Origin of the sequence: Agrobacterium bohemicum (assembly GCF_001562555.1) — a bacterium.
GTDB lineage: Bacteria > Pseudomonadota > Alphaproteobacteria > Rhizobiales > Rhizobiaceae > Agrobacterium > Agrobacterium bohemicum.
Map to the genome: position 1 here is coordinate 44,961 of NZ_KQ961034.1, position 25,354 is coordinate 70,314.

Sequence of the window (25,354 nt, forward strand, 5' to 3'; positions counted from 1 at the left end):
ATATGGTTGCCATGAACATCGGAGTTGAAGACAACGGCGGCAAGAAGCCGGACGTTTACGACTACATCGAAAATCCGGGCGACAAGATGTTGATGCCTCTGCTGCGGGAGATGGTCGACAACGTCGAACTTTGCCGTCGCGGTGTCGGCTCGCGACGGCGCGCCCTGTTCCTGTTGGGTGGATCGGGCACCGGAAAGTCGACGGCGTTGGAGCACCATTTCCTCCATATGCCCGAATTCCAGCCGCAGGTGAACGAATATGGCGAGGAGGTGCGTCCGCTTCTGAGCCTGGAGGCACCCAAGCCCTGTGGGCCGAAGGATTTCGCAGTGGCGATCCTCGATGCCATCGGAGTTCCGTCGAAGGCGAGGCAGACGGAAGCCGAACTCTATGCGACTGTGAAGACCCAGTTCCGTGAGCGCGGGATCATCTACCTGCACGTTGACGAAGCCCAGCATCTACGCCGTCACACGAGCAGCAAGGCGATCCTCGATGTTCAGGACCGCATCAAGTCTCTGATGCAGATCGCCGACTGGCCATTGCATCTTATCTTTTCGGGAGTGCCGGACCTAGCAGATTTGCTGAAGGGCGGCGACGGCCAGGTTAAGAACCGCTCGATGATCATGCGCTTCGTACCTTTGAGCCTGCCCAAGAACCGGGCGGACATCCAGCGAATTCTTACCGACATCGTCGAAGCCAAATTCGGCCTGGTGCTTCCCGACGAACTCCGCACCGATGATTTCCTCGGGCGGCTGTGCTGGGCTAACAGCGGCTGCTTCGGCGAGATCGTTACGGCAATCCAAGGGGCGTGCTCCCTGGCTAGGAGCAAGGGCAAGGACACCGTCGATCTGCGCGCTTTCGTCTTCAACTACTCACGTACCAGCGGGTGCCTGCCGAGCGACAACATCTACGCCGCGGCCCGATGGAGTGAAATCGATCCCGCGAACTCTGTCGCCGATCTGTGGACCCCTGAAAAGAAGGGACGTGAGTGATGGTTCTGCCTGTAATCCTCGACCATTACGCCGACGAGACTGCAATCGATTTCGTCGCCCGTCTTGCCGCAGCGAACGGATTTGCGTCATTGCGGTCGTTCCTCGGTCATACGGATGTGACCGCAAAGGCCATCGTTCAAGGTGAGGCCGACGCACTGTCGATGGTCAGCGATTGGTCGGGCGTCGCCGTGTCATGCCTTAAGACACTGGCGGTCGTGGGTTCCGGGGCGGGTGGCAATTGGCAGATGGGTCGAGCGACCCTGAGCAAGGACATGCGACCTGGTCGGACGCACCGATTCTGCGCATGTTGCATCCTCGAGGATAGAAGAATGATGTCGGGACGTCTGGTGTCCCGCGCGTATCGCCGAGCGTGGTGGAGCGTACGAGGGATCGAAGGGTGCCACGTGCACGATTGCGCGTTACTCGAGGTGTCGGTGGATTCCGAGGATGATATCCACGACTTTCCTCGATTTGTACGAGACAACATTGCACATATCGAGGGGGTGGCTGCGGCGCCCCTCCCAAGGCGACAGCCGGCGCTCGACCGATACCTTCGCGAGCGGGTGTTCAAGGACGGCGGAGCCAGCTTCCTGGACGCGCTCGACGTCCACGTGGCTGCCGAGTTCTCACGCTACCTGGGTGATTTCTTGGTTCTCCACGATATCCGGGATCAAATGCCTGAAGGCAGAAGCGTAAATGAATGGGGTTTCCTGCTCGCGTCCAAAGGAGAGCCCGCGATCCGTGCGTTGATTTCTGATGTGATCAAGCAAAACCCACCTAACAAACGGCGGGTCGAGACTGTGCTTGGACCCATGACACGATGGCTCCGCCGCAACCTCTCGAAGGCGGTTTACGTACCGATTGCCGACTTGATCCAAGATATTCTCGAGCGAAATATGCCGTTTGGCCCAGGTGAGACAATCTTTAAACCTGTAGAGGTTCGCCATCTATATTGTGTGAATACCGCGCATGCGGACTTCGGGATGCACAAGGATCGGATCAAGGCGTTGATCCAAGAGAATATTCCAGGGTTCCAGCATGACCTTCCGACGTCTCAAGCGTATTTCGATGCAACTTTGGGTGCGCAGATTCTAAGAGCGGCATCGGAAACCCTTACAAGCAAGGAGGCGGCAGTCGTCCTTGGCCTGACCGAGGCCAGGATGGATGATGTCTTGAAACTGAATATCATCGAATGTGTTGAAAAACGCTCAGACGATACTCGCCCTTACACGCGAATCCGCGAGGCTGACCTGAGAGGTTTTGAGCGCAAGTTCGGCGCAAACATGACCGCGGTGCAGACCCACGACGGAACGATTTCCATCGTTGAAGCCTGTCAGGCTTGGCACCTCTCTTTCCAACACGTAGCGTCCATGATCTTCAGCGGAACCGTCAGGTCTTACCTGCAGCAGGGAGATGAGCCGTTCTTCTCCCGGATTCGCGTTGACCATGATGGTTTCAAACCTGATGTAAGCCCCATGGCCGGTGGTGATGAACACTGGATGCGAACGAAAGAAGTCGAGCGTGTTCTCGGGACAACCACCGCTACGGTTAGCTTGCTGATTGAACTTGGCTACCTGCACGTCAGAAGCGCCCGTCGTGAAACAGGTAAAACAGTCAAACTGGTTGAACGCCAGTCTGTTCTAGACTTCGAAAGATATTATGTCTCTCTGTCCCAAATTGCCAGGTCGAGGCAAGGCTATAGAGCAACGATCAAAAATGAACTCGACTTAGCTGGGATCGCGCCGATTTTTGAGCCGACAGGTTTCATTGCGCGCTTTTACCGCAAGTCGGACCTCTCCCAAATCGGGTAACGTCGACCCCAAAGCCGAGTATGATTTCCCAGCTCGAAACCCGCTCCGGCGGGTTTTTTTTATGTCCGAATCCTAAATGTGCCCAGTTCAAACGCAGCAGAATGACCCGATGTTTTCAGGAGCACTTAAAATTCGTCAATCTTTTCAGTGCAAATTACGCGAAGATGGACAAACCAAAACCGCGTAATCAGTCGTGATAAAAGCCCGAAATCTGGAACGTCAATGAACGTTCAGCACATGGGCGTGATTGCTTGCGATCATGAATGATTCGCGCGCTGTTTCCAGATCACATTTGCCCACTAATGCATCAAGGCAGTTTTGTCTCGCCTGTGTGTATTCCGGGCCGTGGTCGTTGGGCCAGCGGTACATGAGCATATCCAGAGCGATCAACGGGCTGTAGATTTCCAGCGCCGCACAAAGTGGCAAATGGATCGCGACAGGCTTGATCCACTCGGCGTGGTGGCAGGGTTCTGTTCTATGAATTAGCATGGGGTTCCTCCTTCCCATAGTTCTCCTCACGAACCCGAAATTCACGCATTAGTTCCCGTTCACGAAAAAAGTGAACGGGTTAGGGGTTCCTTTTTTCCAAGATGAATGGAAGATGAACGAATAAATGAACCGGAGATGAACGAAAATACGACTTAGACGTTGTATACTAACAACCGAGGAGATCCGATAATGTTCAATATGTCTGGAATACAGGAAAGCTTTTTTGGCGATCGTATGGCCGGTGTTTGCCAGGCGATAACGTCAGCTCTGGCATTCGAGTCGGGCCTCGAGAAGTCGAGTATTTCGGCATCGGTCGAGAACGATGTGATCTATCTTGAAGGCACAGCTGATTCTGTAGAAGCCATTGATATTGCTATCAATCTCGCTTCTTCTATTTCGAATTGCCGAATTCTGAGCCACGTCGAGCCTTGCTACTGAGGTGACGTTTTGATGCCGGGCGGCGGACGCCCGGCCAAGCACTATTGGTTGATATTCCCAATCTGTGCGCTGCGAACCGTGTCGCCGGTTTTAATCCCAAAACTCTTCGCTGATCCCCCGTTCAGTTCCAGAACGTAACGCACCGCACCACGCGAACTGATGATTGATTCGGAGTGCGGAACCGCACCTGCGTGGATATGTTCGATCTTTCCAGCTTTGGAAATGAACAGCATGTCGAGCGGAATGAGCGTGTTTCTCATCCACATCGTTACTTCGCGATCCATCTTGAAATCGAACAGCATGCCGTTGGTTTGGCCCATCGACTTCCTGTGCATCAGTCCTTGCTGACGCTGAGCATCCGTCGTCGCGAGTTCGACGGTGAATTCGTGTTTCTTGCCATCTAAGGTCTGAATCGTTAGTGGTTCCGAGGAGAAAGTTTCCTCTGCCGAAAGCGGCGTGATAGCCGCAACAAAAAACGTGAGCGCAGCAACTGCACTCACGATGTTTCTGGACAGCAGATTTCCGATCATCAGTGCGCCATTCCGATAGGGGTAGGATTATCCGGATGGATTTCTGCGGCCATCAATCCTTTATCGCCATCGCCGAAACGCACGAGAACGACCTGGCCCGGGCGCAACTCCGCCAACCCGAAGCGGCGGAGCGTTTCCATATGGATAAAAATGTCCTCCGTGCCTTCCCCGCGTGTGAGAAAGCCGAAGCCCTTGGTGCGATTGAACCATTTTACGATGGCACGTTCCAGTCCACTGGACGGCGTTACCTGCACGTGGGTTCGGACGGGTGGCAGCTGCGATGGGTGAACCGCTGTCGACTGGTCCATGGAAAGAACACGGAAGGTCTGGTAACCGCGATCCCGACGCTGGATGAGCGCCACGATGCGTGTGCCCTCGAGAATTGTCTGGTAGCCATCGCGGCGCAGGCAGGAGACGTGTAGAAGAACATCCTGCAGGCCGTTATCAGGTACGATGAAGCCGAAACCCTTGGCTACGTCAAACCATTTCACAACACCGGTGATTTCGATCAGGTCGACTGCATCGCCCGAAAAATCTTCGAAATCGACAACGCTTTTCGACGACGTTCTGTCCGACATTTCCACCCAGCCCCTCTACGCACGCACCATTACGGTCAACTGATTCCCTGAAGATAGATTAACATCTTGGTAACGGTTTCGCGCAAGCCCTAGTTTTTGATTTATCCACCTGCTTTTATGTCTTTGGGCTTGCTCAGGGCTGACTTACCTGCCGTAACGGCAAGATTAAAACGAGAAGGAGAAGTACATGCGATATCTGCACACTATGGTTCGGGTAAAGGACCTCGAAAAATCCCTGCATTTTTATGGGACAGTCTTTGGCCTGGAAGAAGTCCGCCGCATCGAAAATGAAAAAGGCCGCTTCACCCTCGTTTTTCTGGCTGCAACCGATGATGTTGCGTCAGCCCGCGACAACAAGGCGCCGTGCCTTGAGCTGACATATAATTGGGACGCGGAAGACTATGCGGGTGGCCGCAACTTTGGCCATCTTGCCTATGAGGTCGATGATATCTATGAGACCTGTGCCAAACTTCACGAAAGCGGCGTCGTCATCAACCGTCCTCCGCGTGACGGACATATGGCATTTGTGCGCTCGCCAGATGGCATCTCCATCGAGATATTGCAGAAAGGCGCAAGCCTTGCACCAGCCGAACCGTGGATATCCATGGAGAATACCGGCTCCTGGTAAGGTGATTCTCCCTCTTTAAGGGGGGCAAACACAACGGCGCTGGCGTTGCTGGCCTGGCAGGTTTCGTCAATGGACGAATATGCCTATCCAGTTTCGGCAGCGCTGTGCTAGAGGGTTGGTCGAGTTTAAACGCATTTGCGGAGGCTTTGCCTTGAAAAACCTCAATGGCAATTCGGCATATTTGGCTAAGGGCTATCTCGCTGCAGCCGTTATTCTGGCGCTATCCGGCTGCGTTTCGGCAGTCTCTGAAGACAAGAATGCGTCTGTGGCGCCGATGCCGGCGGCTACCGCGCCATCTGCGGTTGCTTCCGCGGCACAGGCTGGCGCCCCAGTGCAGGGCCAGCGTAATGGCTACGTCGATCCCGCAATGGTTTCGGGATCTAATTCGACTGCGGCACAACACACTGCCGCCGCTGCAGCCCCAGGTCAGGCAACACAGCAGGTCAATGGACAGACACCGCAGATTTCCGGGCTATCGACACAGCCGACGGGTATATCGGCCAGTTCTCTAAGTATTTACGCAAATTCTGCCTCGGGGGTGGCTCCTGCTGCTAGTGCTGCAACGGCAAGCGTCCCGGCCTACGCGCCATCGCCCAAAATTGTTCCTGCGCTGAACAGCGTTTACTCAGCACCGGTAACCCCACCTCAGCCATCCACCAATCCCGTTACTGCGCAAGCCGGTGAGCAGCATTCTGCGAGCGGTGTTTCTCCTGCAGTTTCAGGGACAGCGCAGGCGATGGCGAACACTGCTGCGCCGACAAAGCCGAGCCTTCCCGCGGATACGACCGCCGTTCCAATCGCTGCGTTTTTTGCCACCGCTGCGAAGAAACGAGGCTCTGGCAGTGCCGCGGGGTTGACCCAGATTGCAGCCTTGCCGGTTTCTGCGCAGCAGGCCACAGGCATCGCTCTCAACGGTCGCCAGACGATGTCCGACGAGTTTGATGATACCCATGTCGAAGAAGACGACAAGCCTGCGGGGCTGATGAAGCTTGCTTCGCTGTCTGGCCTTAGCCGCATCGCGCCCAATGGGCTGTTGGTGCAGACAGAACAGGTTAATGTCGGTTGTTTCAAGCCGGAGCTGATCAAGCGAATCAAGGAAGTCGAAACGCATTATGGGCGGCCCGCAACAGTGACGTCCGGATATCGCCCGCCCAGGGCGACAACGCAAGGTTCCAAGCACTATACCTGCGATGCGGCCGACATTCAGGTCAGCGGCGTTTCCAAGTGGGACTTGGCAAATTATTTGCGTTCCATACCGGATAGGGGTGGCGTGGGCACCTACTGCCATACAGAATCGGTTCATATGGATTTGGGTGAGCCACGCGACTGGAACTGGCGTTGCCGCAGAACCTCTAAGAGCCTCTAAAATTAACTTATCAAACGCAAAAACGCCCCGCATGGAAATAGCGGGGCGTTTGTATCTCTTGCCTATTCAATGTTCGATATTAGCCAACGGCTATATAGATTACGGCGTTGCCGGAGCCGGAGTTGATGGCGCAGGTGTTGCCGGTGCTGGGGTAGCAGGAGCCGGTGTGGCCGGTGCTGGTGCAGGTGTTGACGGTTGAGTCGTAGTTGCTGGCGGTGGGCTGGCTGGCGTCCCGGTCGTGCTCGTGGTGCTGGTACCCGTCATAAAGTAGGCAATCGCCATAACCACGACGATGCCCGCAATCACGATAGTAATCGTACGGTTGTTCATAAGTGCCTCCTCCAATTTGTTCAAAGCCGTTAATCGGCTGAACTCATCATACATAACAATGTGGTATCAGCATGTTTGGTTTCAACTAGAGGGATTATTTGCTTTAACAAATGCCTAGGCGCGCAACTCAAAGCAGGATGAACGGGCGTAACAATGACGCTCTCGCTACGTTTGTCGAAGTCAGTAGTCTTATAAGGGGAAGTTGGAAGTGGTGAGAGGCGTGGGACTCGAACCCACGACCCGCGCATTAAAAGTCAGCGCGACCTATCTGTAAGATATTGATTCTATTTTTTTATTTCGAGTTTGATTTTCAGTGTGCGTAAAAATGTGCGTGTGAGTGTGCGGCTTCTACGTATAGCTGCTAGCTTCTGTAACTAAATGTGATCTGTGATTTTTAAAGAAATATATGAACCAGTCGTCAATCCACTCTTCGTAGATATAGTAAAGCGGGAAGGCCTGAGACATCATCCGTTATAGTGGTCGCATGCTCAGAGATGGTCGTATTCGCCACGCGTTGTGAGGTAGGATTGTCTAATCCAACAATTGCCTCGACGTAAAATGGGCGACCTATTCCGTTTTTCATCTCTATGATCGCGTTTTCAACAGCCATTTTCGCAATCCCTTGCCCCTGATGTGACGGCGGCACCGCATAGCCGATGTTGAAACAGAGAGTGCCATCTCTTAGACCGACCACAACAAACATAACGAGTATTGTTAGCGTCTGTCCCTCGACCTTTACAAAGCTAATACGACGTTTCCCGTTGGGCTCGTCCACGCACATCGACATAGAAGGATCGAACTTGCAAATCATCAAAGGGATATTGCCCTTGCTGAAGGCTTCTTGAAAAAGCTCAAGAGCGTCTGATGGATTCGTGATCTGAGGCAATTGTTTTACCCTTAATCGGTCAAGTGTTGACTGCTTCGGATGAGCCATTATTGCCGCCGATTGCAGCCAAGGGGAAAGATGCGTTTATATCTGTAACTAAATCCTCAATTGCCTTTGATATTCTGGTATCGCGTGCTGTCAGACTGCGAAGGCGAACGAGCTCCATCTCATTCCAGAAAGAGCAAATGGCCGATGCAAAGTCTTTAAGATGGATTTGCATAATCTCAAGCGGCGCTTCATTCGAAAATTTGTTGGCAAGTGGAAACAGCTCAGGATTGTTTTTTCGCAAGTGTTGGAGTGCATATCCATCCCCATGGCGTGCCGCATTTCCCAAACGGTTTAACGTGTTCAAGGCATAATAGGACTTGAATCGTTTTAACTCGACTCCCCTCAGTTCCTCAAAAAGTTTTTCCAGATCGTCCCACTTCGGGCCCTTTGATCTTTCGGCAAATTTCTTGTCGTTGGGCTTCAGTTCACTTGCAGATTGACGGAGATAGTTTCTGAATTGGCGTTCCCAGAGCGATTGCATTCCCAAGCTGAAGGCAAGTAAGGTCTCTCGCTTTACATTTTGCAGATCTGAAACACCAAAAATGGCGTACGCATCGCCTAGGGCCTCGTACTCTTCAATCTTGTTTTCAATTGAGAGAATGGCGGGACCAATCACGTGTTTCAGATAATCAGTGATAGTTCTAGTGTTCGCGTATTTGCTAATATCTGCTCCGCAATTCGTCCAAGTAAATTCTTCACCGATATTCATCATGCTTTGCGCTGCCATTTTCCTAGAGGCTGATGGTTCGGTCGAACTCTTGACCTTTAGCCAGAATGCGCAAAACCACGACTTCATTGTCTTCTACGACAAAAGCCACGCTGGCGCTGCGCTCAAACCCAATAATACGCAGCCCCGCGCGCGTCTCGTCACGAACCGTGCCGCGTTCTGGAAAGACGTTCAACGAACTTACAAACCCACTGATACGGTCAATATATGTGTCGGCAGTGACGTTAGAATTGGACCTGTCCACGATGTTAGCGTGCATCAACACGAGGTCGGTCTGCGCCTCGGGCGACAAGCGCACGGCATAATACTTCATTTAGCGGCGGCCTTCGCCTTTGGCGATCCGCGCCCGGACTTGCGCCATGCCTTCATCGAGGGAAACCGCCCGTGTAGGATCTGCTTTATGAGCATCGTAGGCAGGGGCAACTTCGTCCCGCAGCCAGCGCTCCACGGCGGCGTCACGCGCGGCGAGTGTGCGCAGTCCGTCGCGGATAACTTCACTTTCGGTAGCGTACTCGCCAGAGGCGACCTTGGACTTGACCATTTCGGCCATGTCGATGGGGAGGGTGATACTTAATGATTGCGTGGTGCGCATGGTCGTCACTTTCGTTTCTACCTATTTATAACACGCGACACGATTTAATCCTACACTTTCCTGACGGTGCGATGAATGGAAATCTGGGGCTCGATTTATGGAAGCAACATACAACAATCGCCAAAACGGTGGCAAGGTCGTACAGGATGAAGGAAGGCGCGAAGTGTTCACGTCTTCCTCTAAGGCTTCCGGTTCGTTGCCTAATATTCCTCAGCCAGCATGACCGTGAGAACCCGCTTTGTGACAGCAGGGTTAGCGGGATCGTCCGAACCGAATTGCACGCTCAGGTCATAGTAGTCGATTTTCCAAAAGACCTTATGCCCATCGACAGTCACCGCGCCGAAATCATGCTCACCATGGGGGTCATTGTCGGGTGTGAAGGCGTTAAAGTCTTGGACGCCTTCAACGATGTGGGATTGCGTCGCATCCGCAAGGCTTTGAATGCCGGAGGTCAGCAACACGGTGCCGGTGAGCCACGTAGTCCGGAACACGTCATTCAGTTCACGGATGCGGGTGGTTTGGATTGTTGTCATAGGATTGTCCCTTCACTTGATTTGAAATGGACAGAGAAACAAGACCCCGTCCTGCTTCCCGGAGCCGCGTGAGCGGTGGGGCTGGAAGGGGACAACAGGGATTCGCGGGGAACCGGCTGCACGCAATGCAGCGCAGCGTAATGGAGGAAGCTGGGCGGAAAACCTGTTTGGGGAAGAGAAGGGGCGAAGCCACTCGGCCCCCACACAGCGAAATATCGCGCGGGCACCGCGACCCTTTTCAGTTGCGCAATTAAGTCGTTAAAACCAGCCTCACACATATTGACCGTTACTGGAAGCCGGAAAGGAGGCAGCCAACTACCGAATTCGCTTGTTCGCAACTACAATGAAAAGGGACGGCCCGCTCCTACCGTCCAGTTACCCAACCCCCAATTGATATAGGGGAAGTGAGGGCGCTTGTGTGTGGGCTGCCAACAGCCATTAAGGGTAAAGCGGAGCGCCGACGTCAGTATACCTCACGGCTGCGCTTCGCGTCCAGTTCCTTCCCCAGATCAAACTTATCGCCCCAGGCAGTAAACCAGTGATCGTTAGCCGACTGAACGGATGCAAGGCCTACGGCATCCAGTCCGAAGATCAACCCGATGGTATCTTTGGTAACTGCGTTAATGTAGGGACAGACGACAAGATCAAGCAGCATGATCAGCGTCTCAGCATCGTTTGGGCAATGTGCCTTCATGTATTCGAGCTTCGCGATGATATGCGCCTCAACAAAGGCTTTCAACTTTCCGTATCTGACCTTGTCCTTGATATATGCCAGCAGGATCGTGATCGAAAAGTGGTTCATGAATCCAGTGGGTCTAATATAATTCCCCGTATCCTTTTCCTCCTTGATGAGGAAGTGCTGGAGAAGCACCGACACGGGCAGCCAGTATTCGCGACCAATCTGTGACAGGGAAATGAGCAGGTATAGGCTCTCGACTTCACGATGAACACTCATCGTATTTTTTTCGAGTTGCTGCATTACGTTGTCGTGGACGTACTTGAACAGGAGGTGCTTCTGCTCGTAGGGAAGCCCCTGAACATGTAGAAACTCCACCGAAGCCGTGATCATACGGCAAAGTCGGATGGTGTGGTTGACCTTCGGGCTTGCCGAGTATGCAAAGAATGCGAACTCCATAATTGCCAGTAAGGCATTAGAAAGATGCTTGCGGTCACGGTCCGTTTTGTTGCTTGTAATGTACGCCTCGAACAGCTTCTCGAGCTTGTTCTCGATAATGGCGAACGTATAATTTAGCAGATCGCCGTAGGTGACGCCCGCCTCTTTGATAGCCGCTTTGTACCTGATGATCAGACGGTTCGCGTTTATGGCGCATACCAGCTTCTGCTTCGGCGGCTTGGAAGCGTCGGCCAGAGGCTCCTCCTCGCAAATCGGATTCACCTCGCCGTTCAAAAGGATCGAAATCCGCTCTTTGGCAATTGTGATCTCGGTGATGATAGGCTTCTTGTAATGCTTGATCTTTGCCGTATTGATACTGAGCTTCTTGGCCTTTAGAATTTGCTGAAGGGTCTCGAAAATTTTGAGCTGCGTGGAATCTTCGTTGTAGAAAACAAAGAAATCATCGACATATCGGAAAATTTCGTAATCGACTTTGTGAGTAAGATTCGCTCCTTCAGCCAACTGTGTGATCAATTCAGCATCGACAGATTGCAAAATGATCTCGGCAAAAATCCTTGAAAACTCAGGACCAATGACGATGCCGTTGGTCTCTTTATGGTTGAGATCCTGCATCAGGGCATCAAAGCGCCCGCCGAACGTTGCCTTCGAATCATCAAGATGGAACTTTGTCTGGTCCTTGCCCAGAAGAGCCCATGGCAGAGAGTGAGTGTATATGCTGTCAAAGCATTTGTTCACGTCGATTTGCACCATCGCATCATACTTTTTTTCACTGCGGTGATATTTGTAAGACTCGAAGAAGCGATGGATGTTGCGGTACTTCCGGTAAACGAAATAAGAGCCGAGTTGCTCGTATTCCCGATCCTCCTCCTCCAGCCCGGCGACGCCATCTAGGCGTTCTTCATGAAGCTTGTCCTTGAAGTATGCGTAGCGTGACACCGATACCGGACGACGGATCGAAAACTCGCTGACAGACGTATGATAGATAATAAGCGCGCTATGCGTTGCGTAGAAGCTCGCCACCGCGACCTGATTGCGCGGATGAATAACGCTTAATGTACGACCATCTAGGTTGTGAGATACGCGAAAATTAAATGGTATAGTTGCCATCTTGCATTTGCCGATGGGCACTGAGCGGCGCGTTTTCAGTTTGCCCCATTCGGTCACGACAGTGGTCGTGATCGCAAAAGTGGTATCGATCCCGAACAGCAGCCGCATAGTTCGATCAAGGGCGTCAGTTCCGCATACCCAGCGCAGCTGCTTGTTTTCGATCTCGACGCTGTTGTCCCGAAGAAAGCGGTAAAAGCCTCGATTGGAAAAAGTCGGCGGCACCTCGAATGGCAGCATATCCGTCAGCACGGATCGCTGTTTTCGGTGGGTGAGCGAGACGCGTCGCTTAGCCATGTTTCCAAGCCCTTACGATCATCTGCAACTCTCTCGTACTGAAATTATGATATCTGCGTTGCTCGAAGCCGGTGGTGAATTTGAGCTTTTTCAATTGTTTTTGCAGACTGGTGCTTTTCAGCGTGCCGATATGTACCTTTAGCTCATTGTCAAGCTGACCGAAACTCGACAAGTCGGTGACGACCGAGTTGTTGAAATAAATGCCGGTAGCCGCTTGCGATTTGCTGTTTGAGAGGCGCGTGTTACCCGTCAAAAACTTTATGCGACCCACTAGCTCTCGGTACGCGATCCTCGGGCTGATGGGCCTTTCCTGCCAGTAGGCGTCAAACGCAGCTTTCATGCGCGTGCGATATTTATCCACCTTCGCTGCGCTCGGGCCAATCTCGAGCTTTCCGCCTTTCGGGCTAAAACTATAACCGAGATACTCGAAATCCTTGGGATTGGAATCTGCGATCGCGACCTCAAACGTCTTTGTCGTATTGTGCGTGAGGGAGTTGTCATCGAAGATGGCGATAGTACGGTCTTTGTAGGAACCGAGGCTTGTGCCTGCGGGCGGTCGTGCGAATACAGCCACGATGTCATCGACGAACCGGCAATATAAAACTAATCCGGGGATCGCCTTTATGGCCTTGTCGACCGGTCGAAGATACAGCTCTGCTAAATATGCGCTGATCCCGACGCCCCTCGGTACGCCGGTCACGGTGCCAGAAACCTTGCCGTAGGAGTCTAGCACCTGCTTGATGTATTTCTTCGAGGCGGGACTTAATAGCTGGTCCCGGTCCAGTTTCTCGACCAGTCGCTTACGGTCGATGCTCTCATAGAATGATGAAATATCGGTACGGACCAGCTCGAACGGAAAGCTGCTACAGAGCATATCACGAAGCTGACAGACCAAGTCATGACGGTTCGCCTGCTTCACGCCATAGATGCGATGGATGTTACGCTGGAGTTGCTTGATGACGAAAAACGTCGCTGGCTCCGCGTCGATGCAGAAAACCGGCTTCCCTCCCGGCCCAGTCTTCTGGGAGAGGTCGATCTTGAAATTGGGCTTCAGTACCTTCAGGCTGATCTCATCCATGAGATCATCGATCGCTGTAGATTTGGCGTTCTTGAGTTCCGCCAATTCTGCTTTCAAAGCCAGCATCGTCGCTTCAAATACATCGGTCGCCATTGTCAATCCGAGCGCACGGTGTCCGCGGATGTCCTTCACTTTCTCGCGAATCGCGAGTGTGTGATTCTCGAGTGTTGGGAAATACCGGGTCGCCAGATCGAGCCCCTTGCGGTTCTCAGCATCGTAGATGCGTCGGAAGTTCTCCGCAGTGAACATCTGATCAAGCATTATTTGCGACTCATCCCATTTTATATCAGTCCGTAGTTACACGCGATAATGTGCGAAGTGGTGTCGAATCGCAACGTTGAGATGAGATATGTTGCCGCGACACTGTCTGCTAACTGGGCACATCGGAAGGTAAAGGCGAAAAGCTGCCTGTTACACCAAAGTTACATGAACCTGGCAATGGCGGGTGAAATTCACGTAACTGTTTGGAAAATTTGGTGCGCCCAAAGAGATTCGAACTCCTGACCCTCAGATTCGTAGCGGCTACATTTCGAAATATTCGAAATATAAAATGACAACAAGTGCATGTTATTACGTCATTTTATCAATATGATCACTCGTCATTACTTCACATTCTGCGTTACATGAACTATAAATCCGTTACATGGAAGTTACATGAAATGCCGAAATTGTTCTTAACCGACTCGTTTGTTTTTGGGTCATCGTGTCCTGCCGGAAAGGATCAAGAAATCTTCTGGGATTACCCCGTCGGGGAGGATGGTGTCATCCGTAATGGCTCCTTGTCGGGGCTGGGCTTGCGGGTCACGGCGCTTGGAAACAAGACATTCGTGCATGCCTATGTTTTCAACCAAAAGCGGCATCGGAAAGCGCTGGGATCGACCGTCGTCCTGAACGTAGCGTCCGCAAGATTGGCGGTGATAGACCGCGAACAACGGCTGAAAGCTGGCGAAAACCCTGACCTTGATGAAAATGATCCACGCCGCATTCACCTCATGACTGTCCGCGAAGCGATAGACCGTTATTGGGAGAGCCACGTCTCCGGTTTGTCGGACGGCTACAAGCATTCATTTGTCATGCTGATGGCGAAGTGGCTCCGCCGCGTCCCGACGGTCGCGACCAAAAGGGGCAAGAACATTCGGAACTACACCGATCTCGGCACGATGTTCTTGGATAGGCCCTTATCCACAATCAAACCATTGGACATCGAGCGTTACCAGAAACAGTTTACCTCACCGTACGTTTACAACACAGCGCTCCGGCACGTTTTGGCACTGTTTAATTGGGCCATCCGCATGCAACTGGTGGATATGCGCAATCCTGCCCACCCGCTGAAAAAGCGCAAAGTCATTCGCCAGCGGCGGGATTACTCGATGGAGCAAATTCGCCAAATCACCGCGCATATCTTTTACCCTGTTTTCGATGCCGTACCCGACATCAAGGACTTGAGCGGTATCGCGAAACGCGATGAGGCTCTCGTCAAAGCCCATATCGTTACAGCCAATGACCAGATGGCAGAGCTGTGCAATTACATGGGCGTCCTTTTCCTTACTATGGCTCGCCCTAGTGATCTCGCGAACGCCGAATTTGCGCATTTCGATCTGGACCAGCTTATCTGGAACAAGCACAACACCAAAGGCATCAAGTTGTCGCGTTCTCTCTACGAATACGCTTACCGCACAGTGCCGATCCACAGCAAGGTGGCGACAATGGTCCGGGCCCAGCGGGATCGTTGGCCCGGTAGCAATCTTGTGTTCCCGTCACATTCTGATCCATCAAAGCCACGCGACAATTTCCGCAAGGGACTGGCGCGGTTTAAGGCGTTACCGGGTGTGCCCGACCACTTCCAACTTTACGACCTCAAACGCATCGCAATTTCGCTGATGCTGACGGGGCAGGGGGTGTCCCGCGAAGCGGTCTCCCACTACGTCGATCACAAGGGCAATCTTGAGACGACGATGATCTACGACCTCGGGCTTGTCGATCCGCTCCGACCTGTAACCCAGCGCCTTGGCGAACTGGCAGGCATTTAAGCAGGATCATTTCAACGGGAGGGAGGCTCGACCAAACTGGTATCCGTCGCCCTAATGCCTCATAAGGAAAGGATCGGCATATGGAACCCCTTCGTGCGATTGTGCTTTCAGATATCCAACTGAACGACATGCTACGGGAGGCGGCACGACAGGGCGTAGCCTTAGCTGTGGCCGAATTGCGTAAGGACCTTCACCAGTCACCGGACGATGTCACTTTGCAGAGACTGAGGACATACCTCACAAACCCAGCGTCAATCCCGAACCCGAACGACTGCTGGGCGCACAGCGGTATCATCCGCCAGATCGAGTCCACGCCTCGCGGTAAACCAAAATCATCGGCATGGTTCATGAAATTCCAGCGAGAGACCGGACTTGCCAGTTGCTACACCCGTCCAAGCCCTGCCTATGGCCGCCGCCGCGAATGGTCGTTTGCCGATATCCGGCTGGCGTGGGGGGCATACTACCGTCGACGGTAATTGAAGTGCGCGCTGCAATGTTAGCGATATCGCCTGAAAGATTCAGCCGTACACGCTTATCCGCGAGATGTTCTCTTTCCCTCACTTACAACTTGTGGGTATTGTCCAGATAAAGGGAACAATGCGTGTAGTGGGTTGGGGACATGGGGTTATTTCGTATTTTAGTACGGGCATTTTTCGGGAGGAAAAGGCGCTCGTCTTCATGGAAGAAACAATCGCATCCGGTTGTGATTGTGACTCGCCCAACTCCGCAGCAGAATGCGACCCCACATTCAATTGTTGTTCCGCTAGCGCCAGTCGATACCATTCTGCAAGGGCCGTGCTGGGTTGTTGATGGCGACACGATTGTCATCGATAGCCGCCATATTCGACTTGCTGGGATCGATGCTCCCGAACTCGACCATCCCTATGGCAAACAAGCCAAATGGGCGCTGGTTAAGCTCTGCAAGGGACAAACCATCACCGCCCGGATCAGGCCGGAATTGTCGTACGACCGAGTTGTCGCGGAATTTTTCTTGTCGGATGGCCGTGATCTGGCGGCTGAAATGGTCAGCGCTGGCATGGCGCTGGACTGGCCCAAATTCTCAGGCGGGAAATATAGGCATCTCGAAACAGCGGATGCACGAAAAAAACTTTGGCGTGCCGATGCGCGTCAGCGCGGCAAACTGCGCTTGCAGAAAGATAGTTAGGCCACCCGGCATTATGTGGCGCTTTGCGAAACTGCCGCCGTCGGAGCACTGGTTGGGAAACAATAATGAACCGAAATGAGTATCAGCGTGATGTGTGCGCCCGGAGTGGCGAAGCGCTCAACGTCCCGTTTAATCCCGACGTCACGATTGGCGACTGGAAGCCGCAACCGTCCGAGTGCCATCAGAACGTCGATTACTATGTGCAACATCACCGTGGATATGTGGCAGTCAGGGGATGGCTACTCCTTTTGGTGTTTGGCGAGCAAAAGCAATACACCCCGCACTCTGTCGTACGGTGCCCAGAGGGCAACTTATTCGACATCACGCCCGTCAGAGGTCAGACACCCGTACACCGATGGTTTATTACCCACGTTGAAAACGAGCAATTATTCCATTCAATGAGTCAACCGAACTATCCGATTCAATGCCTCGGCTGCACGGTCGCGCCGCCTTTGAGCTTTGAACAGCTGTGCCAGATGCAAGATGTAGAGACAGCTTCTCATCGGCGCGATTGTTGATAACGAAAAACCGTCCCCTCCTGATTACGTGTTCAGGAGAGGACGGCCCACTCTCTGACCTTCGGGTACTTCCTACGTTCCGAAGCGCAGGAAGTGTCTAAACCCTATCGTGGCCGAAGAAGTCTGGCTGTCATATCTGTGCCAGAATTGCATAACCGTGCCATCAAATAACAGACAACCCACAGCGGCAGTGCAGATCTGCATATTGCCACGCCTAGACCGAACATTAAGGCTGCTGGTCAATTCGCATGGAGGCCAAAATGCGCAAAGACCAGATCCCAGAATTCGTAGACGAGATTATCGCGACAGGATGCCCCATATGTGCGGTGGGACATGACACCTATGTATTTGGGGAGATCGACGTACTGGATGAAGACTTTGACCGCGTGGTGAGAGAGGTTCAGGAAATCTGTGACAACTACGGCGAACGCGATCACTTGCGGTTGGAAATTGCCGCTTATCTCCGTTCTATTGGTCGTGTCTTCGATTTGCCGGAAGAGACCGTTCATTAACGGGGTTCGGAACGACGTTGGTGAGGGGAGGCCCGCAGACTCGGCGTTGGGCGGAGTGAAATAGTCAAAATTTGATGACGAGGTCGGCTCTCACAACTATTTGGGGAGAACCGTGTGCTTTACACAGTAAACTGTTGTTCAGTCTTAACTTCCTTTATACTGTCAAAAAGGAAGGGGGAACTTATGGCAACTTTTATCAGCGACTATTTCGGTGTGGACGCGGAGGTTTTTGAGGATTACGGCGCTTTAAACATCTCAGTTGTAAATGACCTGCCGCTCTTCATCGATCCCTTTCTGCTTTTTCATAGCGACCGACCTGAATATGTAGAATTACATGAAGCGATAATCAATTATCTTGTCTTTCTGCGCGACCGTGCCGCAGCGGGCCCTGTTAACGAGGGCGAATTGCGAAACTGGTACTGTTTCAAAGAGGTAAAACAAAACTGGCTGGGGTTCTCAGTTTCAGGAAATGGTGGCGCTGGTCTCGGGATGGAGTTCGCGCGCAATCTTCATGCAAACCTAAACGTTATTTTTCCAAATTTCGGGCAAGAGCAGATTACCGAAAGTAGTCACTTGGAAAAGGTCTGCCTGGTTTCTGATGGCGTAGGCCGGGACAATATCAGCGATTTTACCACGAATTTGATCAAAGATTTTCTTTGCAAATACACCCAAACCTTTGCTGCTGCCCATTTACCTCCAGAAGCCGTACGTGAAGTTTGGGTTGAGCGCGCTCGGTTCAACTACGACACCGAAGCCTGGTCGCGTGCGAAATACAGGCTGCCGGTGGTGAACGGTGACTATGTAATACTTACGCCCAAGGATATGCTGACCCGAGATGAGAACTGGATCAACAAAGAGGATCTGATCGACGGGTTCGAGAACATTCCTACCGCGATCCCTGACGTGCAATTGCGCTCATCTGTGTTTAACTATTTCGAGACCGCGCTGAAACGCCGTCCCAAACAACCCGGAAAGAAACAACCCGAGCCCACGCAGAAAGAGCGTGCTCAGGCTGCGGTCGCAACAATGCGGCAGTTCCCCGAAATCATTGATTATTACATCCGGCTTAAGGAGCAAAATGGCGACAACGCTTCAGATGTGAGCGCGGAAAAGGTCATGGCAATCGAGTACATGTTCATTGAACAACTGCGTGCCTTGCAAGCATCTCTTGTCGCAAACACAAAGTTCTATGAAATTGGCAAGTCGACATATGAGGAGGCTCATGCGCGCCTCGCGTACCTGAAAGATGTCATCGAGAACAAAGGCGGTCACCGTTTCTTCTATAACGACAAGGGCGTGCCAATCGAGCGAGAAAAGGACCTGCACGTTCTTTATCGATTGGTCTGGTTTGGGACGCCTTCCGATTTTGGTGCCGAAGCCAACGATGGTCGCGGACCGGTTGATTTCAAAATAAGCCGAGGGACAGAGAAGACCCTCGTAGAGATGAAGCTCGCTAAGAACACGAAGCTTGCCAAGAATCTTCAAAATCAGGTCGAGATTTATCAGAAGGCCAGCGACGCCAAGACAGGTATCAAAGCCATCATCTATTTCACTACCTCAGAGTTAGCTAAAGTCAGGGGTATTTTGAAGGATCTCAAATTGACGAACAGTCCCGATGTAGTTTTGATTGATGCACGGCGAGACAACAAGCCGTCAGCTTCCAAAGCCGCATAGTCGACAGTTCCGGAGCGCTGTTCCCCACCCTTCAATATAATGCAGGGCGACTATTTTTAGTTACCGCCGATATCGCGCAAAAGGTGGGTCTTAGGCCTCAGTTTTGTAATTTATCGTTTCGGCCAGCAGTCCACATCCTCTACGCAGGTGTTTTGATAGGTGAGCCGCTCCAACTGTTCATTGGTCAGTTGGGTCAGGCATTGCGCCAGGACGGACGGATACATCGAACCGTTCTCAACGGTGGAAGACTGCAAGGCGCACCAGTTCTCCTTATAAGCGACCCACGCCCGCTGCGCATCGCGGAGACGGGTGGCCGCCTCCGGTGTGAGCTTTTTACGTAGACTATCATAGGTGGCCTGCAATTGACTGTCGGCTTGCTTGTACAGCGTGCCATAGCATTCATTGATGGCCCGCTGGTTGGCGGCGTCGCCACATACGCCTTGCGCATTGGCAGCCCCGGCTGGGCATACCAATGCCAAAATCATCATAACTCTTCGTACCACCAAGGCTGTGCCTCCTGTTCACCGTCCGAGGCTGTAAACCACATCGCCACCGTTGCGGGACTTGATCTTTGCGGCCTTGCCGTTGGTGAGACGGTAGATACCGTCGGCTGTCGCAACCGTAGCAAACCCTTTATGGGCACGCACGTCCGCACTCTGCGTAAAAACTGCCAACGCTTTCGTGACTGTCTTGGCCTGCTGCGTGAAAATTGTCAGGCTGGTGCCGCCGTTACCGCCACTACGGGACACGACCTTGCCATCGGCAACGCACGTGGCTTCGTCGCCATTCAGAACGTAGTCATCATCGCCGTCATGGTCGATATCGACCACCGTCAGGTAGTCGTCCGAAAACACTGCCTCGGCAGTATCACCACATGCCTTGCGCCATGCCAGAAAAGCTTGCGCCACAGCGGAGGGCATCCCCTCCATGGAGCGTTGCTCGGTGGGAACCGGTGCCACACGGACGCTCTCACTTGAGCAAGCCAGCGCCTTGTCCTCAAAATGGCAACGGGTCAGTCCCTCCGGCAACGGCACGCGGAACAGGGTGGCCTTGTCGGTCGTGCGGAAGCACATCGCGGTCAGCGGCTCGGTGGCGGTGGCGAGGAAGTTGAACTCCCAGCGCCCGTCGTTTTTATCCGGTGTGAACACCTGCGGCGGCTCGTGCTTGCCAACCTCTATGAACGCATGGTGGACCGGAATACCGCACGCGTTGGCTATGGCAACCGATTGCGCAGCCGCCGCTGGTGCGGTCAACAAGGAGCCGCACAACAGAGTAAGTATGCAAAGATTCTTGTTCATCGCGGCCTCATATTCGGAGCAGATGTGGGAGGAGCGATTATAGCTTTGGTGCTGTCGCACGTTCACTGACGCTGTCTTCAAGAATCTTCTGAGTTGCCGCCTTCAGAAAAGCCCGGTATTTCTCCTCCGCTTGTTGGGATGCGGCAAGGTCGCTGAGGACCGTATCCATGCGATCAGAGATGGACAACTTCAGTCGGACGTCCACCGCGACTTTGCCATTTCCTTCGCAATAGGTCTGGCTCCATGCAAATTCTTCCACTGGCTGTCCATTGCGGTACGCCCAGCATTGGATTTTGGTCATGTCAAAATTAGTGCCTGTCGTCGGGGCTGGATATTTTTCCCGTAGAGCATTTGCGACGTCCTCCGGCTTGGGTATGTCTGCCGAACTCTTCGCGTTTCGATAGTCGATATAGCGTATGATCTCTAGGAGCTTGCCACCAGCTTGCACCGGCGCGAACTTTAGATAGACCGTTTCTAAGGGATTAGCAGACGTGAAGCGCCTCGCGCCGGTGTCTTTCTCGATGCACACTTTAAACCGCTGAAAAGGCGTCGTGGGGAATGTGCAGTCGGTACCGCCTTCTTTCCCTTGATACTTATACCCAGCGTTTTTTAGCACACTTCTCGTGGTTTCTTCGTCCATTCCGGGTCGCAGGCCGAGAACATCAATTTTTTCAGGCAGTTCAGAGAAAGTGATCTCGTAGTTGGGGATGACCACGTCCACCGGTGTTGGATCGGCGAGGGCAGGTGAGGAAAGGCATGCGAGTGCAAGTACGGTAACAGGGTGAAAACGACGCATGCCACGCATGAACGGCTCCAAGTTAATGCCTGCTACGCGGGATGCGTGCGGTACGGAGCCTTTTGACTATCAAAAATCACGATTTTTGACGGTTGCCAGATCAAGCACGGTCCCTGCGGCCCCAAGTAGAAAAACCGAGAGTTTTCAGTAGTTCTAAAATAGAGGTTCAGTTACAAATTGTGAATCTGCCCTACTTGCATAAGTCGTGATTTGTGACGCGTGCAATTTGGGATTAAACCTAATTGATATAAAGTATTTATCAGCATGGCTTTGCCCACTGTCCCCGTAAAATTGCCTTGCAAGGTGCGGTCATGATTTACGGCTATGCACGCGTCTCCACCGAAGCCCAGGATTTGGCCTACCAGCTTGAACGGCTCAGAAAGGCCGGGTGCGAGTGCGTGTTCCATGAAAAGCGTAGCGGTAAAAACACCACCGACAGGCCAGAGCTACACAGGCTTTTGGTAACACTGAAAGCTGGCGATACCTTGCTTGCTACAGTTGGTGATCGCGTCGCGCGTGATCCCCTTGATATGCTGCTTATTCTTAATACCGTTAGAAATGCAGGGGCCACCTTGCGATTATTAGATGAGGCGTTTGTCGATACGTTTTCGGAGACGGATGATCTTATCGCATACGTCTATGGCTGGGCTGCTCGCCAGCATCGCCTTAAAATCCTCTATAACACCGCTGCTGGTCGGGAGCGTGCCAAGCAGCGCGGTGTCAAGTTTGGCCGACCGCGAAAACTTGGACCAAAAGAACGTGAAATGGTTGCCGCGCGTCGGGCTAAAGGGGAACCGTGTGGACGTATTGCAAGGGCGTTTGGCGTGAGTGAAAGTACCATCCACAGAATCACGTGATTTCCGCGATAAAACTAGAACGTGTCTACTGGGAGGATTAACGCTGGGCATTTTGGACGAAGTGAATGAGACCCGTATTGATGCCAGCTTGCTGGTGGAAGCCAACGCTGCCCACGCTGCCTTACCTGAAAAAGATAGGCAGGATGGAACGGCAACAGCGCTAGCTTTCTCCAGATTGCTGGATAATAAGCCCGTTTCCGGTAAAGAGCGCCGTGCGTTACTAAGGGCTATCCAGTTCCGCCTTGAGGCGTTGGCGCGACTGGAAATGCACGGTCACTCTCAGTTGGGGGCGTGGACGCTACCAAGTACAGACAAAGATGCGATTTATGGAAGTGAACTGTTATTTGAGGCTGCGGCGCAAGAACCGCTTGTTGAGATCAACGATGAAGCTCACTTTAATTCCGAGAGTTTTTTCTCCCGCTTGCTTGCCCTGTCAGAGGCAAAAGGCAGCGCGTAGGTGCTCTCAGGCTATTTCACTCGATTTCCGAGACGATTTATATGACCGATGAACGTGATCCCTCCAAAAAAACCTTTAAGCTTTCAGATGTTATAAACACGTTTGAAGGGGAGGGGCGCGTGAGCCCAATGGCGAAGGCGATGGGACTTCATTCCACCTCGGAAGGCCTGGTGAATCTATTTGCGCGAAAGGAAGAAGAACGCGCGCGTATGGCTGCGATGATCGCTTCCACAGGCAGCATACGGCAGATTCATGAGGATATAGACGCGCAGCGGAGGCGAATTGGTGAGTTCACAGCCTCTCAGAAGCCAAAAGTTGTGAAATCTCACGCCCCTGCGCTTGTGACGCCGAAGATTCCACCTAATCCAATTTTGGAGACGAACCGTAAACTCAAGGACATTGAGTCAAAGTTTGAGGATATGCTTGATGTCATGGGCGGCGCTGCCAAAATAGCCACCGATATTCAGTCGCATGCCGTCCAGTTCCTAGACAAATTCGACAAGGCGTCGGAACAGACTGATCATGCCGCTAAAAGTGCTATTCGTATTGCTGTCTTCGCCATCGTGATTTCGGTCGTAACGCAGTTTATACCGATGGGCGTTGGTTACGTCTGGCCTGACCAAACGCTTCCATCGCTCGAAAAACTTACGCACCACATCGTTGCCACCCAAGAGGCAAGCCGTGCGGAGACCAAACGGATCGTTGAGGAGCTTCGATTAAACGACCAGCGCATGGCAGAAGAGATTGTTAAAGTCTTGAACCGGCGTGACGAGGAAGCTGCACGTTTGTTGGAGGCGGTCAGAAAGTTGGCTGAAAGACCGCAGTGAGCCTGACAAGGCAATGGCCGAATTCAACTTGTGTTTTTAACATTGCTTACTCGCAATGCGGGCCTTGATTTCAATGAAGACCAACTGCGCCCACAGCCTTTTTTGCACGCGATGATCGGCAGTTTCAGCGGCGATATCGACACCCTCACGGACGAAATCCGACGCGTAATTTAGCCTCGCGTGATTCCGCATTACCTATAATGCCGGTGTGCTCTATCGTACGATGGTTACTATAGGCCATTTTCGATAATGCAGATCACGCCGGAGGTTGAGCTCCCAGGATCATGGTTCCCGATCATTTTGTTGCCATCGAGCGGCCACTTCTTGCGAGTGACGGAGTTTTTGACGTTTCCGCCAATCGTGATGACAAACTTATCATGAACTTCCGTCACGATATCGCAGTGAGCTTCATACTGACCAGCGGCAACGTACGATTTGTAGGTGTCAAAGTTCGGATCAATAGATGGTTTACGTTCACATGCGATGAGATCACCGAGTTTGGGAGTGTACGTTTTATGGCGGCGAGCGATGAATTCCTCAGTCGGTTTCGTTTTCTTGGCTTGCTCCAACGCTTTAACGATGTAGACGGAATGGGAGGGGGCGTATGAAAATTTTTTATCTGCGCCTGCAACGCTCATAACATATGAAATAAATGCGGCAGACCAAGGCTGATTTTTATTAGAGGAGACGTTTCCGTTTTTGTCGAACTTAACTCCTGAGCGACCATTGTATCCAGCCCATGAAGAGTAGGGCGGATGTTTCGCTAGTTTAGTCCAATATTCCCCAACGCGTTTGAAAACAGAGCTCTCATATTCTTTCTTTGCTCCATCTCCGAAATACGCACATTCATCTGCGGCCACTTGAATTAGTTGATTCACGAATGCTGATGGCATATTTCAACTCCTTTTTAGATAAGTTTGTCGAGGATCGGCATCGCCGACGTCACGTTCTTCAAACGTTCAATAATTGGGTCATTGCCTTTCATCGCAGACTTGCGGTCTGCAAGCCCATTCGTTCCGCCGTTCCAAGCTTTAACGAAACCTACAAAGTTGCCCTCATCGGCGTATTTCTCCAGCTGCTTCCAGTCGTAGAAGGCTGCAATAATCGCGGGCTGGTTCTCTGGAAGAGTGGCTAGCTCGGGGGTTTCTACTAGGTTAAGCCCACATCTTTTTCCAACTTGTTTGTAGCCATCGCGACCGGTGATTTGCGGTGCTCCGCGGCCTATGTACCGTGACCCATCGCTCGTGTTAGGTCTGTTGCCCATGCGGTTTCCGTATATGTCGTCAAATGCTTTCTTCTGCCATCCCAGCCCATAACCGTATTTTGCGACAACATCTGCCGCTGATGAAAAACGGTTGTCCCATACCTCTGCCATCCGTTTGGCAGAGTAGTTTATATTCTCAGTCAGATTTTTAACGGTGAAGCCGCCGCATTCGTGCTCGACATTAGCTAAAGTATAGGCAAGGCGCGTTCGGTTTTCAGTAATCCCAACCTTTTGTAGAGGGGTAGGGTTTTCTACCAATGCGTCGATATACAATTGAGGAGCTTTGGGAAAGAGTTCATTCCAGTCGGATCGCGTTACTTGAAGCATATAATGTCTCCAATTTAAAGCAGTGATGGTACAATCTACCACCTATACATGGCAGCTTTCGCTACGATGA

Annotated in this window: 30 protein-coding genes; 14 read left to right on the forward strand and 16 right to left on the reverse strand. The window is 52.3% G+C overall.

Annotated features, from left to right (window positions below):
• Window positions 1-2 precede the first annotated feature (2 nt).
• Both ATO67_RS18140 and ATO67_RS18145 read left to right on the forward strand, forming a co-directional pair.
• Window positions 3-989, forward strand: a complete 987-nt coding sequence (locus ATO67_RS18140; protein ID WP_067652535.1) for a TniB family NTP-binding protein — start codon at window positions 3-5, stop codon at window positions 987-989.
• Window positions 989-2,800: a TniQ family protein gene (locus ATO67_RS18145; RefSeq protein ID WP_067652539.1), complete on the forward strand. Its 1,812-nt coding sequence runs from the start codon at window positions 989-991 to the stop codon at window positions 2,798-2,800. Before ATO67_RS18140 ends, ATO67_RS18145 begins: the two co-directional genes overlap by 1 nt.
• Window positions 2,801-3,019: 219 nt before the next feature.
• On the opposite strand, the gene ATO67_RS18150 is transcribed toward ATO67_RS18145, so the two are convergent.
• Window positions 3,020-3,289, reverse strand: a complete 270-nt coding sequence (locus ATO67_RS18150) for a DUF982 domain-containing protein (RefSeq protein WP_067652541.1) — start codon at window positions 3,287-3,289, stop codon at window positions 3,020-3,022.
• A 189-nt stretch (window positions 3,290-3,478) separates the two neighbouring features.
• Between ATO67_RS18150 and ATO67_RS18155 the strand changes: the two genes are divergently transcribed.
• Entirely contained in the window at window positions 3,479-3,727 is a 249-nt protein-coding gene (locus tag ATO67_RS18155; RefSeq protein ID WP_067652545.1) for a BON domain-containing protein, read from the forward strand.
• Window positions 3,728-3,768: 41 nt separating this feature from the next.
• On the opposite strand, the gene ATO67_RS18160 is transcribed toward ATO67_RS18155, so the two are convergent.
• Window positions 3,769-4,257, reverse strand: a complete 489-nt coding sequence (locus ATO67_RS18160; protein WP_067652547.1) for a DUF192 domain-containing protein — start codon at window positions 4,255-4,257, stop codon at window positions 3,769-3,771.
• Window positions 4,257-4,835, reverse strand: a complete 579-nt coding sequence (locus tag ATO67_RS18165; protein ID WP_067652549.1) for a cold-shock protein — start codon at window positions 4,833-4,835, stop codon at window positions 4,257-4,259. Before ATO67_RS18165 ends, ATO67_RS18160 begins: the two co-directional genes overlap by 1 nt.
• A 187-nt stretch (window positions 4,836-5,022) precedes the next feature.
• Between ATO67_RS18165 and gloA the strand changes: the two genes are divergently transcribed.
• Both gloA and ATO67_RS18175 read left to right on the forward strand, forming a co-directional pair.
• Complete coding sequence (gloA, locus tag ATO67_RS18170) at window positions 5,023-5,463, forward strand: lactoylglutathione lyase (protein ID WP_067652552.1); 441 nt, start codon at window positions 5,023-5,025, stop codon at window positions 5,461-5,463.
• 151 nt (window positions 5,464-5,614) lie between these two features.
• A complete protein-coding gene (locus ATO67_RS18175) occupies window positions 5,615-6,829 on the forward strand; it encodes a YcbK family protein (protein WP_067652554.1) in 1,215 nt (404 codons plus the stop codon).
• Window positions 6,830-6,928: 99 nt separating this feature from the next.
• On the opposite strand, the gene ATO67_RS22525 is transcribed toward ATO67_RS18175, so the two are convergent.
• The 8 genes from ATO67_RS22525 to drt3a form a co-directional block, all read right to left on the reverse strand.
• Entirely contained in the window at window positions 6,929-7,159 is a 231-nt protein-coding gene (locus ATO67_RS22525) for a hypothetical protein (protein ID WP_082760326.1), read from the reverse strand.
• Between the two features lie 418 nt (window positions 7,160-7,577).
• Complete coding sequence (locus ATO67_RS18180) at window positions 7,578-8,093, reverse strand: GNAT family N-acetyltransferase (protein ID WP_067652558.1); 516 nt, start codon at window positions 8,091-8,093, stop codon at window positions 7,578-7,580.
• Window positions 8,065-8,820, reverse strand: coding sequence for a hypothetical protein (locus ATO67_RS18185; RefSeq protein ID WP_158667371.1), 756 nt, complete (start codon window positions 8,818-8,820; stop codon window positions 8,065-8,067). The genes ATO67_RS18180 and ATO67_RS18185 overlap by 29 nt, the downstream gene beginning before the upstream one ends.
• Before the next feature lie 4 nt (window positions 8,821-8,824).
• Window positions 8,825-9,133: a type II toxin-antitoxin system RelE/ParE family toxin gene (locus ATO67_RS18190; RefSeq protein ID WP_067652562.1), complete on the reverse strand. Its 309-nt coding sequence runs from the start codon at window positions 9,131-9,133 to the stop codon at window positions 8,825-8,827.
• Window positions 9,134-9,412, reverse strand: coding sequence for a ribbon-helix-helix domain-containing protein (locus tag ATO67_RS18195; protein ID WP_067652565.1), 279 nt, complete (start codon window positions 9,410-9,412; stop codon window positions 9,134-9,136).
• Window positions 9,413-9,612: 200 nt separating this feature from the next.
• Window positions 9,613-9,945, reverse strand: a complete 333-nt coding sequence (locus ATO67_RS18200) for a DUF3768 domain-containing protein (protein WP_067652567.1) — start codon at window positions 9,943-9,945, stop codon at window positions 9,613-9,615.
• 463 nt (window positions 9,946-10,408) lie between these two features.
• On the reverse strand, window positions 10,409-12,481 hold the full coding sequence (drt3b, locus tag ATO67_RS18205) for an antiviral reverse transcriptase Drt3b (RefSeq protein ID WP_067652569.1): 2,073 nt from the start codon (window positions 12,479-12,481) through the stop codon (window positions 10,409-10,411).
• Window positions 12,474-13,820, reverse strand: a complete 1,347-nt coding sequence (gene drt3a, locus ATO67_RS18210) for an antiviral reverse transcriptase Drt3a (protein ID WP_067652571.1) — start codon at window positions 13,818-13,820, stop codon at window positions 12,474-12,476. Before drt3a ends, drt3b begins: the two co-directional genes overlap by 8 nt.
• 398 nt (window positions 13,821-14,218) lie before the next feature.
• Here drt3a and ATO67_RS18215 point away from each other — a divergent pair, with 398 nt between their 5' ends.
• The 6 genes from ATO67_RS18215 (at window position 14,219) to ATO67_RS18240 (ending at window position 19,458) form a co-directional block, all read left to right on the forward strand.
• The gene (locus ATO67_RS18215; protein WP_245304029.1) at window positions 14,219-15,589 is read left to right on the forward strand and encodes a tyrosine-type recombinase/integrase; all 1,371 of its coding nucleotides are present in this window, start codon (window positions 14,219-14,221) and stop codon (window positions 15,587-15,589) included.
• Window positions 15,590-15,669: 80 nt separating this feature from the next.
• Window positions 15,670-16,065, forward strand: a complete 396-nt coding sequence (locus ATO67_RS18220; RefSeq protein ID WP_067652573.1) for a hypothetical protein — start codon at window positions 15,670-15,672, stop codon at window positions 16,063-16,065.
• A gap of 143 nt (window positions 16,066-16,208) precedes the next feature.
• Window positions 16,209-16,754 (forward strand): thermonuclease family protein, encoded by a 546-nt coding sequence (locus ATO67_RS22530; RefSeq protein ID WP_082760327.1) that lies wholly within the window; start codon window positions 16,209-16,211, stop codon window positions 16,752-16,754.
• Window positions 16,755-16,819: 65 nt separating this feature from the next.
• Complete coding sequence (locus ATO67_RS18230; protein ID WP_067652577.1) at window positions 16,820-17,272, forward strand: hypothetical protein; 453 nt, start codon at window positions 16,820-16,822, stop codon at window positions 17,270-17,272.
• A gap of 260 nt (window positions 17,273-17,532) precedes the next feature.
• Complete coding sequence (locus tag ATO67_RS18235; RefSeq protein WP_067652812.1) at window positions 17,533-17,784, forward strand: hypothetical protein; 252 nt, start codon at window positions 17,533-17,535, stop codon at window positions 17,782-17,784.
• 183 nt (window positions 17,785-17,967) lie between these two features.
• On the forward strand, window positions 17,968-19,458 hold the full coding sequence (locus ATO67_RS18240; RefSeq protein WP_067652579.1) for a hypothetical protein: 1,491 nt from the start codon (window positions 17,968-17,970) through the stop codon (window positions 19,456-19,458).
• 110 nt (window positions 19,459-19,568) lie between these two features.
• On the opposite strand, the gene ATO67_RS18245 is transcribed toward ATO67_RS18240, so the two are convergent.
• From ATO67_RS18245 to ATO67_RS18255, 3 genes are read right to left on the reverse strand one after another with little or no spacing between them, the layout of a single operon-like run.
• The gene (locus ATO67_RS18245) at window positions 19,569-19,946 is read right to left on the reverse strand and encodes a lysozyme inhibitor LprI family protein (protein WP_067652581.1); all 378 of its coding nucleotides are present in this window, start codon (window positions 19,944-19,946) and stop codon (window positions 19,569-19,571) included.
• Window positions 19,947-19,979: 33 nt separating this feature from the next.
• The gene (locus tag ATO67_RS18250; RefSeq protein WP_067652583.1) at window positions 19,980-20,756 is read right to left on the reverse strand and encodes a hypothetical protein; all 777 of its coding nucleotides are present in this window, start codon (window positions 20,754-20,756) and stop codon (window positions 19,980-19,982) included.
• A gap of 37 nt (window positions 20,757-20,793) precedes the next feature.
• On the reverse strand, window positions 20,794-21,561 hold the full coding sequence (locus ATO67_RS18255; protein ID WP_067652584.1) for a hypothetical protein: 768 nt from the start codon (window positions 21,559-21,561) through the stop codon (window positions 20,794-20,796).
• Between the two features lie 302 nt (window positions 21,562-21,863).
• On the opposite strand from ATO67_RS18255, the gene ATO67_RS18260 reads away from it, so the two are divergent.
• From ATO67_RS18260 to ATO67_RS18270, 3 genes are read left to right on the forward strand one after another with little or no spacing between them, the layout of a single operon-like run.
• Window positions 21,864-22,409 carry a recombinase family protein gene (locus ATO67_RS18260; protein WP_067652585.1) on the forward strand — a complete coding sequence of 182 codons (546 nt, stop codon included), beginning with the start codon at window positions 21,864-21,866 and terminating at the stop codon, window positions 22,407-22,409.
• On the forward strand, window positions 22,381-22,866 hold the full coding sequence (locus tag ATO67_RS18265) for a hypothetical protein (protein ID WP_158667372.1): 486 nt from the start codon (window positions 22,381-22,383) through the stop codon (window positions 22,864-22,866). Before ATO67_RS18260 ends, ATO67_RS18265 begins: the two co-directional genes overlap by 29 nt.
• Before the next feature lie 41 nt (window positions 22,867-22,907).
• Window positions 22,908-23,693, forward strand: a complete 786-nt coding sequence (locus tag ATO67_RS18270) for a hypothetical protein (RefSeq protein WP_067652589.1) — start codon at window positions 22,908-22,910, stop codon at window positions 23,691-23,693.
• A gap of 230 nt (window positions 23,694-23,923) precedes the next feature.
• Here ATO67_RS18270 and ATO67_RS22535 read toward each other — a convergent pair whose 3' ends face one another.
• Window positions 23,924-24,586 carry a DUF2272 domain-containing protein gene (locus ATO67_RS22535; RefSeq protein WP_082760328.1) on the reverse strand — a complete coding sequence of 221 codons (663 nt, stop codon included), beginning with the start codon at window positions 24,584-24,586 and terminating at the stop codon, window positions 23,924-23,926.
• 14 nt (window positions 24,587-24,600) lie between these two features.
• Window positions 24,601-25,284, reverse strand: a complete 684-nt coding sequence (locus tag ATO67_RS18280; RefSeq protein WP_067652593.1) for a glycoside hydrolase family 19 protein — start codon at window positions 25,282-25,284, stop codon at window positions 24,601-24,603.
• Window positions 25,285-25,354: the final 70 nt, after the last annotated feature.